Origin of the sequence: Intrasporangium calvum (genome assembly GCF_028446585.1) — a bacterium.
GTDB lineage: Bacteria > Actinomycetota > Actinomycetes > Actinomycetales > Dermatophilaceae > Intrasporangium > Intrasporangium calvum_A.
The window spans coordinates 1-14,158 of the sequence record NZ_JAPFQL010000091.1 but is presented as its reverse complement, the minus strand read 5'-3'; the positions used below and the strand labels follow the sequence as shown (position 1 = coordinate 14,158).

15 protein-coding genes, 1 tRNA gene and 1 pseudogene are annotated in these 14,158 nt (G+C 69.7%); 11 read left to right on the top strand and 6 right to left on the bottom strand.

Translation table 11 applies throughout. The features are described 5' to 3' along the window. The 3 genes and pseudogenes from OO014_RS16755 to OO014_RS16745 all read right to left on the bottom strand — a co-directional run. Positions 1-864 (bottom strand): annotated as a pseudogene (locus tag OO014_RS16755) (hypothetical protein); the annotation flags it as partial. Positions 865-977: 113 nt separating this feature from the next. Next, the gene (locus OO014_RS16750; RefSeq protein ID WP_272463465.1) at positions 978-3,176 is read right to left on the bottom strand and encodes a cell wall-binding repeat-containing protein; all 2,199 of its coding nucleotides are present in this window, start codon (positions 3,174-3,176) and stop codon (positions 978-980) included. A gap of 80 nt (positions 3,177-3,256) precedes the next feature. Next, positions 3,257-4,687: a CapA family protein gene (locus OO014_RS16745; protein WP_272463464.1), complete on the bottom strand. Its 1,431-nt coding sequence runs from the start codon at positions 4,685-4,687 to the stop codon at positions 3,257-3,259. Between OO014_RS16745 and OO014_RS16740 the strand changes: the two genes are divergently transcribed. Then, entirely contained in the window at positions 4,674-4,913 is a 240-nt protein-coding gene (locus OO014_RS16740) for a hypothetical protein (RefSeq protein WP_272463463.1), read from the top strand. The genes OO014_RS16745 and OO014_RS16740 overlap by 14 nt on opposite strands. A gap of 366 nt (positions 4,914-5,279) precedes the next feature. Here the strand turns inward: OO014_RS16740 and OO014_RS16735 are convergent, their stop codons facing one another. Together OO014_RS16735 and OO014_RS16730 are read right to left on the bottom strand one after the other, a co-directional pair. Next, positions 5,280-5,789, bottom strand: a complete 510-nt coding sequence (locus OO014_RS16735; protein WP_272463462.1) for a DUF2127 domain-containing protein — start codon at positions 5,787-5,789, stop codon at positions 5,280-5,282. A 3-nt stretch (positions 5,790-5,792) separates the two neighbouring features. Next, a complete protein-coding gene (locus tag OO014_RS16730; protein WP_272463461.1) occupies positions 5,793-6,398 on the bottom strand; it encodes a phosphatase PAP2 family protein in 606 nt (201 codons plus the stop codon). Positions 6,399-6,982: 584 nt separating this feature from the next. On the opposite strand from OO014_RS16730, the gene OO014_RS16725 reads away from it, so the two are divergent. The 3 genes from OO014_RS16725 to OO014_RS16715 all read left to right on the top strand — a co-directional run bounded on the left by OO014_RS16725 (position 6,983) and on the right by OO014_RS16715 (position 9,274). Continuing rightward, complete coding sequence (locus OO014_RS16725; protein ID WP_272463460.1) at positions 6,983-7,423, top strand: hypothetical protein; 441 nt, start codon at positions 6,983-6,985, stop codon at positions 7,421-7,423. A gap of 339 nt (positions 7,424-7,762) precedes the next feature. After that, on the top strand, positions 7,763-8,416 hold the full coding sequence (locus OO014_RS16720; RefSeq protein WP_272463459.1) for a class I SAM-dependent methyltransferase: 654 nt from the start codon (positions 7,763-7,765) through the stop codon (positions 8,414-8,416). A gap of 297 nt (positions 8,417-8,713) precedes the next feature. Continuing rightward, entirely contained in the window at positions 8,714-9,274 is a 561-nt protein-coding gene (locus OO014_RS16715; protein WP_334685057.1) for a tyrosine-type recombinase/integrase, read from the top strand. Positions 9,275-9,363: 89 nt separating this feature from the next. On the opposite strand, the gene OO014_RS16710 is transcribed toward OO014_RS16715, so the two are convergent. Beyond that, a tRNA-Gly gene (locus tag OO014_RS16710) sits at positions 9,364-9,437 on the bottom strand. Positions 9,438-9,520: 83 nt separating this feature from the next. Between OO014_RS16710 and OO014_RS16705 the strand changes: the two genes are divergently transcribed. The 7 genes from OO014_RS16705 to OO014_RS16675 all read left to right on the top strand — a co-directional run. Then, entirely contained in the window at positions 9,521-9,952 is a 432-nt protein-coding gene (locus OO014_RS16705; RefSeq protein ID WP_272463457.1) for a hypothetical protein, read from the top strand. Between the two features lie 8 nt (positions 9,953-9,960). Further along, positions 9,961-10,320 (top strand): hypothetical protein, encoded by a 360-nt coding sequence (locus tag OO014_RS16700; protein ID WP_272463456.1) that lies wholly within the window; start codon positions 9,961-9,963, stop codon positions 10,318-10,320. A 336-nt stretch (positions 10,321-10,656) separates the two neighbouring features. Then, a complete protein-coding gene (gene dcd / locus OO014_RS16695; protein WP_272463455.1) occupies positions 10,657-11,235 on the top strand; it encodes a dCTP deaminase in 579 nt (192 codons plus the stop codon). Beyond that, positions 11,232-11,960 carry an alpha/beta hydrolase gene (locus OO014_RS16690; protein ID WP_272463454.1) on the top strand — a complete coding sequence of 243 codons (729 nt, stop codon included), beginning with the start codon at positions 11,232-11,234 and terminating at the stop codon, positions 11,958-11,960. Before dcd ends, OO014_RS16690 begins: the two co-directional genes overlap by 4 nt. A 158-nt stretch (positions 11,961-12,118) precedes the next feature. After that, positions 12,119-12,727, top strand: a complete 609-nt coding sequence (locus tag OO014_RS16685; RefSeq protein ID WP_272463453.1) for a hypothetical protein — start codon at positions 12,119-12,121, stop codon at positions 12,725-12,727. After that, complete coding sequence (locus OO014_RS16680) at positions 12,727-12,963, top strand: helix-turn-helix domain-containing protein (RefSeq protein WP_272463452.1); 237 nt, start codon at positions 12,727-12,729, stop codon at positions 12,961-12,963. Before OO014_RS16685 ends, OO014_RS16680 begins: the two co-directional genes overlap by 1 nt. A gap of 64 nt (positions 12,964-13,027) precedes the next feature. Further along, a partial coding sequence (locus tag OO014_RS16675) for an ABC transporter ATP-binding protein (RefSeq protein WP_272463451.1) occupies positions 13,028-14,158 on the top strand: 1,131 nt, incomplete at its 3' end.

The window sequence follows — 14,158 nt, the reverse complement described above, 5'->3', positions numbered from 1 at the left end:
AGCGGACACCGGATCGGAGACCGAATCGGGCTCGCCGAACTCGTCGTGCGGGTCGTCGAGGTCCCGCGAGCCGACGGGGATGAAGCCGAGCCGCTTGAGCAGGCGCGGCCCCGGCTCCGCCCAGATCGGCCAGCCGCCCTTCGGCTCCCGCTCGGCGATCCGCGCATAGAGCGCCTTCGTCATCTCGACCGTGACGTCGCCGTAGAAGCCGTCGGCGATCTGGGCCTCCTTGAGGCGGTGCTTCGTGAGGATGCTGGTCCGCGTGGCGGAGGGCAGGCGGCGCCACACCGCTGCCTGGTAGCGCTTGACGTCACCGTTGCGGCGCCCGTGCTTGAGGTTGGCGACGGTGATGCGGGGCTGTTGCGTCGGAGGCCGGACGCCCTGCCTGCCGGTGCGGTACTGCTTCCACGTCTGCCGCAGGTAGGTGCGATCGCCGTCGTCCGGGTCGTTGCCGACCAGCCCGTTCTCCCCGGAGTACCACTCCCGCAGCTGCGCTCGTGCCTCGGGCGAGAGGTGGCGGCAGTCCTTGAGGAGCATGTGCAGGTGCGACGACCACTTCTGCGTGAGCCACTGCCGGCGCGTCGGCGACCACCAGGTCGGCTCCCGGATGTCGGCGTAGAAGCCGATGCGGCGGGCGAGGCCCTCGAGCCGGAGCTTCTGCTCCGACGTCAGGCCGCGCAGCGCCAGGTCGACGTGGCCGCCGCCGGATCCGGTGCCCGCGGACGCCGTCTGCCCCACTTGGTAGGAGCCGAAGCCCTCGATCGGGGAGACGAGAATGTCCCTGCCTGACGCCCGCGCGAGCTCGTCCAGCGGCTCCTTCAGGCAAGCGCAGATCGTCACGCCGCGCCACGTCGGATGTGCCATGGTGCCTCCCCCGGGGTTTGATCCTCCATGGTGGCCCGAATGAACGGCCGCTGACCGGCGAATGCCCCGATCGGCAGTCGATCGGGGCATCCGTCACCAGTGGGTTCGCGGGATCAGGCGGCCGGAGGCACCTCGTAGTTGTAGAGCCGCTTGGCCACCGCTTCGGACACCGAGGCGGTGCCACCCAGGATGACGATCCGCTGCGGCTTGAGCCGGGTCAGCTCCTCGATCGTGGGAGCCGCGAGGACGTCGGTCTTGGTGAGCAGGACCGGACCGCCCTGGAAGCCGCCGACAGGTCCGGCGGCGAGCGCGTCGGGGAACGTGCCGCCGGTGGCGATGTAGGCGACCGGTGCGCCGACAGCGAAGGTCGCTCGCGACGTGCCGGCGGCGACCTGGTAGCGGTCCGCCCCGCCGATCCGCTGCACGGACGGCGCATAGGCAGCCAGCTGCTGCTCGACTGCCGCAGAGACCGACACCGTGCCGCCGAGGACCACGATCTGCTGCGGCTTGAGCCGGGTCAGCTCCTCAATCGTGGCGCTGACGAGGAGATCGGTCTTGGTGAGCAGGACCGGACCGCCCTGGAAGCCGCCGGCGGGCCCGGCGGCCAGCGCGTCGGGGAAGGTGCCACCGGTGGCGATGTAGGCCACCGGTGCGCCGGGAGCGAACGTGGCGGCCGAGGTGCTCGCGGCAACGCGGTAGCGGTCCGCCCCGCCGATGCGGGTCACGGTGGGGGCGTAGGCGGCGAGCTTCTGCTCGACCGCGGTGGACACCGAGGCGGTGCCGCCGAGGATCACGATTCGCTGCGGCTTGAGCCGGGTCAGCTCGTCGATGGTGGCGCTGACGAGGAGATCGGTCTTGGTGAGCAGGACCGGACCGTCCTGGAAGCCGCCGGCGGGCCCGGCGGCCAGCGCGTCGGGGAAGGTGCCACCGGTGGCGATGTAGGCCACCGGTGCGCCGGGAGCGAAGGTGGCGGCCGATGTGGCGGCGGCGACGGCGTAGCGGTCGGACCCGCCGATGCGCGTGGCCGAGGGCGACAGCGCGGCGGTCTCAGTCCGTAGCCAGGACAGCTTGGCGTAGAGGTTGTCACCGGGGCACTCGGTCTGGTTGACGTTGCGGTGACCGGAGATGGCCTTGTAGGTGACGCCGCCGATGGTCGTCGTGCCGAGGACGTCGAAGCGGTGGACGTCGGCCTTCCATGCGATGAGGTCGCGGAGGGCGGCCGACACCGCGTCAGGCACCGGCGCGATGTCGTAGTCCCCGAGGACGGAGGTTCCCATGGTCCAGGAGTTGACGCCGTAGGCGTGCGCGCCGATGACGGCCTTGTCGATCCCGCCGTAGCGGCCCTCCCAGATGCGGCCCCACTTGTCGACGAGGAAGTTGTAGCCGATGTCGCGCCAGCCCTTGCTCTTCACGTGGTAGGCGTAGATGCCGCGGATGATGCCCGGCACGTCGTCCTGGGTGTAGTCGTTCGAACCTGCGGTGTGGTGGATGATCGCGGCCTCGACCTCGCCGTAGTCCGGCTCGGACGGGTCGCGCAGCGTCTCGTCCGCGCCCCATTGCGCGCGCGTGCGGATCTCCGGCTGGGCGACGGCCGTCGTGGACTCAGCGGAGCTCTGAGTGCTTTCAGTCGTGGGGCTGGCGCTCTCCGTGGTGGCTGCCGCGCTGGTGGACGTGGTCTCGGAGGCGGTGGCGTCGAAGGTGCCGGGGTCGATGACGGCCAGCTGGGCGTCATCCGGCGACGACCCGTCGGCCGCGAGGAGACGGACCTGCACCTCGTCCGAGTCGGTGGTGATGAGGGGGGCGGAGCCTTCGCGGGCGCCGCCGACCTTCGCGGCTGCCTCCTTGGCTTCCGCGTCGTCCGGTGCGTGGTCGGGGTCCACCTCGATGAACTCCCAGTCGGACCACTCGGAGCCCTTCAAGGTGCGGTACTGGACGCTCGCGCCCGGCGCGGAGCCCGCGCGCCAGGTCACCCCGACGACGGCCAGGTCGGGCAGGTCGACAGCGGCGGAGGCCGCGCGGACGGTCACCCGCTTGCCGGAAGCGTGTTCGGCGGCCTCGGCTGCGTCAGCCGAGTCCAGGGTCGCGGCGTCTGGCACCTTGTCGGCGGCCACGAGTGCATGGGACGAGACGCGGGTGGCCGGCGGTGGCGAGGTGGTGGTGGCGTCAGTGGAGGACGCGGGAGCTGCGAGTGAGGTGTCGCCCGGCTCGTCCTGGGCGGACGCCGGCGGGGTGACGGAGATGAGGAGGGGTAGGACGGTCGCAGCGGCCGCGACGGCCGCCACTCTCGCGCTTCGCTTCGTGGAGGGAGTCATGATGAACCTTGGAATCGGGCCAAATCGGGCACGGAGACACTACCTTCCCATGGTGAACGCAGCCTGTCGCGGTGAAGTTGTCAGCGGTCGTAGCGGAGTTCTGAGTAGTTGAGGACCCGCTGCAGGACGTAGCGGCCGTCTCCAGCTGGGTCGAGCAGCGCAGGCCTGGCCTCGTTGATCATCACGGTCGGCCGCATGCGGACGTTGACGAGCCTCGTGCCGCGGAAGGTCAGGTCGAGGATGACGCCCTCCTGGGTCTCCTGCCACCAGCCCTGGCCGAAGTAGTGGTTGCCGGGGCTGACCAAGGTGACGCTGACGCCTTCGTCCCGGTGCGGGCGGAGGAGGAGCGGCCCGGCGACGTGGGTGCCTGAGCCGATGACGTGGTCGCAGCCGGCCTTCTCGAACCAGCCGAGTTGCTTCTCCTGCAGCGGCCAGAGGTCGTCGTGGTACTCGGCGCCACCCCACCACTGGGGGTTGCAGATGACGAGGTCGGCGCCGCCGTCGCGGGCGCGCCGGACGCCGGTGCGGATGTTCTTCTCGGTGATCCACGGGACGCCTGCGGTTTGTGGTGCGGCCGCGACCACGCCGCCGACGTCGTTGAACGCGACGAAGCCGATCTTGAGTCCGGCGGCCTCGGCATAGGCGGGCTCGAGCGCCTCATCGAGGTCTCTCCCGAGACCGGTGCGGGGCAGCTTGTACTCGTCCATGAGCCGCAGGGTCGAGCGGATGCCGGCGACGCCCTTGTCGCTCATGTGGTTGGCCGCGAGGTAGACGAGGTCGAGGCCGAGGGTGTCGCGCCAGTGCGGCAGGACCGCCTCCGGGACGCTGAAGACGAGGGTTCGTCCGAGCTGGGGGCTCCAGTCCTCCTTGGCGATGACGGGGCACTCGTGGTCGGCGATGGCGACGTCGGACCGCTTGATGACCTGCGCGAAGGTGCCTTGTCGTCCCGTGTCGATCGGCTGCACTGCGCGGTAGGGCTCGCGGTTCGGCGGGTCAACCACCGCGGGTGTGGCGTAGCGCGCGGTCCCGCCGCCGAAGACCCAGCCCCAACCCTTTCCTCGCGCGACGGCCTGGGTTGCGCCGCCACGGTCGGCGCAGAGGCTTCCGAGGTTGGTGAGGGTCCAGATCTCAGACGGGTCGTATGCCGCCCAGCTCGCTTCCAGCCCGGCGCCCGGTTGCGCCGTGGCCTGGAGGGGATAGTCGAGGGCCCGGGACTTGGCGTCCCCGAACAGGTCGGGACCGAACATGCCGAAGGGTCCCTTGCCGGCGATCGACAGGACCTTGGTGGCCGGCTCGACGAGCCCGGGCGGGAGCAGCGCCACACGTTGCGGCCGCTTGCGGAGCAGGGCTGCGATCTGATCTGCGGGGACGCACTTCGCCTCGGTGTCGAGCTGCGGCTTCTGGACGGTGACCCCACAAGGAACGACCAGCTCGCCGCGTCTGGCGAAGGCGCGCACCTGGTCGAGGGTGACTGTCGCCCTGAGGTTCGTCAGGCCCGTGACGACGGCCAAGGGGAAGGTGCTGGGTGGCGCCTCGGTGGTCGGGGAGGCGGGGGCGGCGGTGGAGGCCGGCGAGGACGCGGCCGACGTGCCCGAGGTGGCTGCGGACGTCGACGAGGCGGGTGGCGTCGTGGTGGGCGGGCCGCTCCCGGTGCAGGCTGCGACGAGCATCACGAGGGCGCCCAATGCGGCGCATCGGCGCCTCCCCGACCGTCTCACCCGACTAGCGTATGCATGAGGTACCCACGAATGCGTCAGGTCGGGACGGCTGCTCGAACGCGTCGCGCCACGCTGAGCCGTCCGCCCACGGCGTGCCTAAGCGTCCGGCCTCGGCGAAATCTGTCAGCCGAGTCGCCGCTCGTTCGTAAAGTCGCCTTGCACCTGGTCTCGAGCACTTCATGGGCCGCGAAGGGACGACCTGCTTCGACCAGCGCCCGAGCTGCCCGTAGCACTTCTTCCGGCGGCAACGGTTCTTCGGAAACCGGCTCGACGCCTTTGGAGCCAAAGGTCAGCTGCCGTCCCAGCGCGCGTCGCGTGGCCGGGCTTGGCGGGCGCGACCTTACGCGTCGAGGTCGCGATGAGATGGCGTCACGCTCTCAGCGTCTCAGGAAACGAACTCGGTTGAACCCAGGTGAGATCCGGCCTTGACCTTTCCGTACTCGCGCCAGATGAGCCAGAGAATGAACACGTCGAAGACGGTGAGCAGGATCATGCCCGTCGACAGCCTGACGAAGAGGATGGAGTACACCTGATAGATCATCAGTAGCCCAAGCGTGATGAGCGAGAACGGATAGGCCCACAGCTGGTTCTTGAGGATCCCGATCACCGCGATGAGCTTGATGATGGCGTGGATCCACAGGTAGGCGATCCCGAACAGCTGGCCACCCGCCGTGAAGTGCGACGTGGCTTGGAGGAGGAGGTTGGCGACCCGGTCGTTCGGGTCCTCGAGCAGCTCTCGTTGGGTGACGAGGGAGATGAACTCGTGCACCTGGGCCGGACTCACGAAGAGCAGCAGGAGCCCGCCGATGAACTCCAGGGCGCCGGTGATGCCCTTGATGATGATGCCTCCCTCGAAGATCTTGTCGAGCAGGCTCGTCGGGTGGTACCAGCCCATCGGCTACACCTCGCGGATGACACTCACCTCGGCGACCAGCGGGCGCAGGCGAGTGCCGGCGACCGTGGCGACGAGCTGAGTCAGCCGCTTGTGGACCACGAGATGGCCGAGGAGCACCACCACGGTGCCCACGGCCAGGCCCGCGAGGACGTCATACGGGTAGTGCGCCGCGATGTAGACGCGTGAGAAGGCCATGACGAGCGCCAGCACGAGGGATATTGCGCCGAGGAGCGGGTCGACGAGGAGGAGTCCGGCCGTCACGGCTCCCGCCATCGTGGCGTGGTCACTGGGAAAGCCGTAGTCCGTGGTGGGCTGCGCCAGCACGAGGATCTCACCCAGGTTGGTATAGGGGCGGGACTCGTGGAAGAACTGGACAAGGGGCTGGTTGACTGCAACCGCGACCAGCGTGCCGAGGCCGGCCCAAGCGAGGGCAGCCATGCTCGCGAATCCCGCGCGGCGCGCCATCAACCACCCCGCTACCAGCAACGCGGCGAAGAGCAGAATGCCGTACGAGGCGAACAACGTCAGGGCGCCGTGAAGCCACGCTGTCTCCTGCGCGAACTGGTTGATGTGCAGGAAGAGGCTCGTATCGCTAGGGCTGGGAGTCACCTCAGGAATCTATATTCGGGACCTTGGAGGACTCTGGGTATCGGTGGTGTGGGCGCGGCAACACGTAGGCTCAATCACGGCACGCTGGCAACCATCTGGCCGCCTCCTCGGGCGCCTCGACGCGTGAGCTCATGTCGCGGATGGGCCACGCGGGCCCCTGAACGCAAGAGCTCCACCGGAGGCCGGGACATGTGTTCTGACCTGCGGCTTCGTGGTGGAGCGAGCGACGGGAATCGAACCCGCGTATCCAGCTTGGGAAGTCCGCCGAGGAGAGGATCAGACCTGTGGTTGTGCTCGCTGCGGTGACCGCTGGGGACCGACGCGCCCCGCTTGGGCTGATTCCCTGTTGCACGTAGATTGCACGCCTGCCGCCCTCCGGAGTCTCCCGAGCCGCCAGGTGGTCATAACGGTAGGGCCGCGACCGCATGGCGAGGCGAGCAGCATGCGCCCGATGAGTGCCCGATCTTGACATGGCCCAAGACTTCGGACCTCCGCTGGCCCCGGCACCTCCGGTGCCGCCGAGCGGATCTTCTCGTCGCCCCAGGAGATGGCTCTGGGTCCTGATCGGTGGGGGAGCGGCCCTCGTGCTGGGGTTCGCGGTCGCCGGGATGTGGGCGTACGCGAATGCCGACCATCTCGGCGTCCTCGACGACCCGGTGGTCTCGCAAGCAGCGGATGATGCGTGCACCTCGTTGGCGGCGCAGGTAGATGCAGCCAAGGTGCCGTCAGGGAGTCCGCCCAGTGAGTTCGCAAGGGCCATCCGCGCCCAGGACGCGGCAGCTCAGGGACTGATCCGTGCGATGGAAGGCCTGGGCCACGATCGCCTCGCCGGGGACCATCCAGCGCTCTACTGGCTCGACGATTGGCGAACCCTCATCCAACTCCGCGAGAAGTACGCCCAGGATCTCGGCGCAGGCCTTCATCCGCACCTCAAGCTGCCGACCGTTGACGGGATTCCAATCAGCCGCCGCATGCCGGAAGTGGCCGACTGCCAAGTTGTGCAGAGCCTGACGCACTTGCCGTGATCCCTAGCCGGGCAACTTGCACGTCAACTCGTGCGTGCTTGCTCGGCCGCGTAGGGGATCTTTGTCCCGAAGCACGGTGGCCCCTGCGGGTTCGCCTGTCGCTGAGCACGATTCGGTCCCGCGGCGTCCATTGGAGGAGAGGCGTATCGCACCCGATTGTCACCCAGGCAGTCACTCAGTCGCCGGGCCGGGACTTGACCCAACCACCGCGCGACAAGCGGCATGTCCGGTAAAGCCTTACGCCGACGGTCGGAGGTCATTCGACGGGCGGAGCCTCCTCAGCGCGGCAGGAGCACGCCTCCATAGCATTGGCGCACAGCGCTGGGGCAAAGTGGGGCCATGCCCAGGGCGGAAGAGACGCTGACCAAGAAGGCCTACGACACCGTGGCAGATGTCTACGCCGACCGGTTCACCGCGACGGAACCGGAGCAGCCCGTGGAACTCGCGATGATCGACCACTTCGCCGGCCTCCTTCACGAGCCCCGACGGGTGCTCGACGCGGGTTGCGGGGCGGGGCGCATGCTGCCCTACCTGGCGGCACAGGGGTGCAGGCCCGAGGGTGTGGACCTCTCACCGGAGATGGTGCGCAGAGCTCAGTCTGACCACCCTGATTACCCGTGCACGGTGCGCAGCCTGACGGATCTGGACTATCCAGACGCAACCTTCGATGGGGTCTTTTCGTGGTACTCCACCATTCACAATCCCGATGACGACCTCGACTCCATGTTCGCCGAGATGGTGCGCGTCCTTCGTCCGGGCGGGCACCTGCTGGTGGCCTTCCAGGTAGGCGACGGCATGCGGCGGGTGGGCCAGGGCTTTGCCGCGTTGGGCTACGACATCGTCATGAACCGATACCACCGCGCGACACCTGACATGGTCGCGCGGCTTGAGGCCCACGGCCTCGAAGTGACCGCACAGCTGGAACGCAGTCCGGTCCCTTCGGAGTCCGATCCGCAGGCCGTAGTCATCGCACGCCGCCCCCAGAACGGATGACGGCACTCTGGCCATCGCCAACACGCGCTCATCAAGCATGAGTGCGCGTTGAAGCGACCGTGCGCGCGCGGTTTGTCGCGACCAGGGAGAGCCACCGAACCCATAGCGGAGCACAAGAGCCCGGCGGAGAGACCGGGTCAACGGTGGCCGGAGGCCATCACGGAGTGACGCGAAGCGCCGTTGACGCGGTCCGGAGTCGGGCGGATGCTCCTGCGTCGGGTCGGCGGCTCGGAGGTCAGGTTCCTCGTGAGGGTGTGCAGCGGGCTCTCGGGTCCCGGCTGGCGTGGCGGGTGAGCGGTGGGGGTGCGCGTAGGCGCGCCAGCGCCGGAGCGCGGGGGTCCCTGCCGTGAGCCGGCCAGAGCCAGCTGGTTGGCGCGGCGGAGCCGCGCCCTTGATCGCAGCCTCATCGAGCGAGGCGGCATCCTCGAGCCAGCGCCTCCGAAGAACAACAGCGTGCGGATCGTGACGATCCCGACCGTCCTCGCGGACGAGCTGCGAGAGCACCTGACGCGCGTGCCGTCCGGCCCGGACTCGCTCGTCTTCACGGGGGAGCGGGGTGCAACTCCTCGCCGGGGCAACTGGCGGGCCAACGTCGGGTGGACCGATGCCCTGGTCGCGGCCGGCCTCCCGAAGGGCTTCCACTTCCACGACCTGCGGCATACGGGCAACCACCTCGTGGCGCAGTCGGGAGCCTCGACCCGTGAGCTCATGCACCGGATGGGCCACTCCACGATGCGGGCCGCGCTGATCTACCAGCACGCGACCGAGTCCAGGTCGAGGGAGCTCGCGGACCGCCTCGACGCCCTCGTCATAGCCCACCGCGAGGAGGCCAAACTCGCGGGCAACGGCGACCCGTAATTGCACGTTCGTTGCACGCGGACCCCTTCGAGGGTCCCGAACGACGAAGCCGCAGGCCCGGACATGCGTCCTGACCTGCGGCTTTGTGCTGGAGCGAGCGACGGGAATCGAACCCGCGTATCCAGCTTGGGAAGCTGGCGCTCTACCATTGAGCTACGCTCGCGGAGCCGCTGCACCGAGGTGTCGGCGGCACGCGGCGTCAGTGTAGCCGACGTCGCGCCGCTCCACCGAAGGACCCTCCACCGCATGGATCTCGTCAAGCAGAACGCTCTCATCGAGCACGTTCGGGAGCGCGGTGGTCGCGAGACCCAGGTGGCTGTCACGCTCGAGCAGTTCTTCGACGGCAACGACTGTGAGTGGTGCATCGCGCCGAACCGGTCCGAGGACCTCCTGCTGGAGGACGTCCGTCGGGCCCTCGTCGAGCTGCGCCGGCATCCCGACGTCCATGACGTCCGCGTGGAGCTGGACCAGCTGGAGTTCGAGACGTACCCGGACGACGAGTGGCCGTATGCGAGCGGCGCCGCCGTCATCACCACCCTCATGCCGGACGAGGTCGACGCGCTGCTTCTCGAGGCGGAGGTCGACCCGAGCGGGGGCCCCGCATCGAGCGTCGACTGGCTCGTCGATGCACCGCCGATCCCGGAGGGGCACCACTACGTCGGCGTCTGGTGGAGCTGACGCCTCCCATGGTCCAGCTCCAGGTAGCCCTGTCGGTCATGTGCGGTGTCGCCGCCGTGCTGGTCCTGGTCCAGGTCGCCCGGGACCGTCTCGTCAACCGCCCGATTCTCGCGTGGCTCGCCGTGATCGAGGTCGGCCTGGTCGTCCATCTGGTGCAGGGGATCGCCTGGCTCACCGGCGGCGACCGTGGCATCTCGGCTGCCACCTACGTGGGCTACCTCGCCGCTTCCCTGGTGGTCCTGCCGCTCGCCGTCGGCTGGGCCTGGGCGGAGCGCAGCCGCAGCGGGACGGCCGTGATCCTCGTGGGCCTCTTCCTGGTCCCTTATCTCTTCCTGCGCCTGTACGACGTCGCCGGACCGATCCGCTGAGGCCGCACCACCAGCCCGTATGCCGCTGGGCTGGGTCAGCAAGACCCGTTGCCACCCAGCCCGGTGCCGTTGGCCCCGTGTGGCGCGGCGGCGAGCTCAGGCGCGAGGGGTGTAGGCGAACCAGCCCCGCCCCGCCGCCCTCGGCAACCTCCTCCAGGCTCTCGTGCGCACGCACGCCGAGCAGGCTGCGGGTGAGCGCCTCCGAGTCGAACAGCAGCTGATCGAGAGCAACGCTCAACTTGAGCCACCCCGTGACCGCGGGAAGGGCTGGGAGCGAGCCCAGCGGCATACGGGATGGTCGGGGTTCACCCGGGCCGCGCGCGGTAGCCTCCCTACGTGCTGCTCTCTGACAAGGACATCCGGGCCGAGATCGACGGCGGGCGGGTCGTGCTCGACCCGTGGGACCCGGCGATGATCCAGCCCTCGAGCGTCGACGTGCGGCTCGACAAGTTCTTCCGGCTCTTCGACAACCACAAGTACCCCTACATCGACCCGGCGCAGGAGCAGCCCGAGCTGACCCGGCTCGTCGAGGTCGGCGAGGACGAGGACGGCTTCGTGCTGCACCCGGGGGAGTTCGTCCTCGGGTCGACCCTCGAGACGGTCACCCTCCCCGACGACCTCGCGGCGCGCGTCGAGGGGAAGTCCTCGCTCGGGCGTCTCGGGCTGATGACGCACGCGACCGCGGGCTTCGTCGACCCCGGCTTCTCGGGGCACGTGACGCTCGAGCTGTCCAACGTCGCGACGTTGCCGATCATGCTCTACCCGGGCATGAAGATCGGCCAGCTCGCCTTCTTCCGCCTCAGCTCGTCGGCCGAGAACCCTTACGGCTCAGGGATCTACGGATCGCACTATCAGGGCCAGCGCGGCCCGACCGCCTCTCGCTCCTTCCAGAACTTCCACCGCACCCAAGTGTGAACGACGAACCACCACCCGGCCGTATGCCGCTGGCCTCCTTGGCGTGGGACGCTCGCCCCGCGCGGGCCGGGGCTGTCGCGCTCGTCCTGCACGGGGGAGCCGTCGAGGGGCGTGAACCGAACCAGCCCTGGTCGCACAACGTGGCCCGGCTGGTCCCGTTCGCCCGGGCGCTCCGGAAGGTACCGGGCCCGTTGGCCGTCGCTCGGCTCCGGTTCCGCTACCGCGGGTGGAACGGTGTCGAGGCGTCACCCGTCGAGGACGCCCGCTGGGCGCTCCAGCAGGTCCGGGCCGACTACCCCGACGCACCGATCGCCCTCGTGGGCCACTCGATGGGTGGGCGCACCGCTCTCACCGTCTCCGACGAGGAGAACGTGCGCCTCGTCGTCGGGCTCGCCCCGTGGATCGAGCGCGGCGACCGGCTGCCGCGGGACGGGCAGAAGACCATCCTCATCCACGGCGACCGCGACCGGATCACACCGCTCGCGGCATCACGGCAGATCGTGGAGCGGCTCGGCGCCGACGGGCACGACGCGACGCTGATCCGGGTGGCGCGCGGCGACCACGCGATGCTCGTGCGCGCCGGGCTGTGGACCGCCCTCGTCGTGGACATCGTGGGGACGGCCTTCGCGCCGGAGCTCGGCGGGTGGTCGCAGCCGCGGTCCGGGCCGATCGGTGCGGTGGTGGCCCAGGCGGTGCACGGCGGCGGCGGGGTCATCGACGTCTGACCTGCCCTCGCACCCGCTGGTTGGAGGTATGGATCGACTACCGGTGGTCGGCCGATACCTCGAACCGGGGTTCAGCGAGAGGAGTTGCGTGCATATCGTTTTTCGATAGTATCGAGAAACGATATGGAGCCGCGACGCTCGCGGCTGAAAGGGGAACCATGGCTGCCGACCGGCGCGATCTGCTGACTTTCGACCGCTGGGACCACTGGGGTCTGCGCGGCATCCTCTGGCTCCTCTCGCTCGGGGCCGTCGCCGCCGGGTTCGTCGTCCCCGTCGTCCAATGGGTCACCGACCGGGCCCTGATCACGACCGTGCGGACCGACGTGTCTGCGGCCGACCTGACCCGCGGTGCCACCGTCACCAACCCCGTGTCGGTGCCCGTGGCCGTCGCGGAGCCCTCCGTGAGCGAGCGCCTCTGGGCTGCAGCACCTGATGCCCTCACGGCACTGCTCGTCGTCATCGTGGCCCGGCTGCTCCTGCGCCTCCTCGCGGACCTGCGCGGGGGCGACGTCTTCCTGGACCGCAACGTCAGGCGCCTCGAGGTCATCGCCTTCCTGATCGGCTTCGGGGCGGTCGCCGTGGGGCTGGTGGATGCGTTCGCCACGATGGCGCTCGCGCCGGCCGTGAATGGACAGAGCGGGACCAGCACGTTCGTATGGGAGATCACGCTCTATCCGTGGCTCACGACGATGTTCATTGTCGGCGCCGTCGCCCAGGCCTTCCGGCACGGTGCGCGGCTGCGGGCCGACGCCGAGGGCCTGGTCTGATGCCCGCGGAGGAGGCCCACCGGATCGTCTGCCACCTCGACGACCTGCTGGCGGCCCGCGGCCTCACCCTGGCCGCTCTCTCTGAGGCGGTGGGGGTGTCCGTCGTCAACCTCAGCGTTCTGAAGAACCAGCGCGCCAAGGCGATCCGCTTCAGCACCCTCACCGCCCTGTGCGAGGCGCTGGACTGCACTCCGGGAGAGCTGTTCACGGTGGCTGCCGCGGACAGCGGGGCCTGAGCCGGGTCGAAGTCCGCCCTTCTGTTCCGCAGTGGTGTCGCACCGGCTGGGTAGGTTGGGCAGCATGATCCGCTTCGAGCGCGTCACCAAGACCTACGGTGCGGGGACCGGTGGGGCGACCACGGCGGTCGACGACCTGACGCTCGAGGCTCCCACCGGCCGGATCACGGTCCTCGTCGGGCCCTCCGGTTGCGGCAAGACGACGACGCTGCGGATGGTCAACCGGATGATCACGCCGACGTCGGGCACCATCTCCGTCGACGGCCGCGACACGTCGACCCTCGACGTGGCCGAGCTGCGGCGCAGCATCGGCTACGTCATCCAGCACGCGGGGCTCTTCCCGCACCGCACCGTCGTCGACAACGTCGCAACCGTGCCCCGGCTGCTCGGCGTCGACCGCCGCACCGCCCGGGCGCGCGCGATGGAGCTCATCGAACGGGTCGGCCTCGAGCCCGGCCTGGCCCGGCGCTATCCGGCCCAGCTGTCCGGTGGCCAGCAGCAGCGGGTCGGCGTGGCCCGGGCGCTCGCCGCCGACCCCCCGGTGATGCTCATGGACGAGCCGTTCTCCGCCGTCGACCCGGTCGTGCGCGAGCAGCTGCAGAACGAGTTCCTTCGCCTCCAGTCCGATCTGGGCAAGACGATCCTCTTCGTCACCCACGACATCGACGAGGCGATCAAGCTCGGCGACCAGGTGGCGGTGCTGCGCGTCGGCGGGGTGCTCGCCCAGCTCGACACCCCCGCGCGGCTTCTGGCCGACCCGGTCGACGACTTCGTCGCGGAGTTCGTCGGGCGCGACCGCGGCTACCGCGCGCTCGCCTTCGCGGAGGCGCCGGAGCTGACCCTGGCCGACGAGCCGACGACCCGCCTCGGGGCCACGGCGGACGAAGTGCGTGCGCTCGGCCAGCCGTGGGTCCTCTGCCTCGGCGCCGAGGGTGACCCCATCGGCTGGGTCCGCACCGAGGCCGTGACGACGACGGTCGACCGGACGCTGCTGCACCGGGGTGGCACCGTGGCCCGGTCCGACGGCTCCCTGCGCGCCCTCCTCGACGCGGCGCTCAGCTCCCCGAGCGGGCGCGGTGTGGTCGCCGACGCGGACGGCCGTTTCCTCGGCACCATCCTCGCGTCGCAGGTCGTCCCCGTCATCGAGGCCCGCCACGACGCCACCCCGCCGTATGCCGCTGAGCCGGCTCAGCGG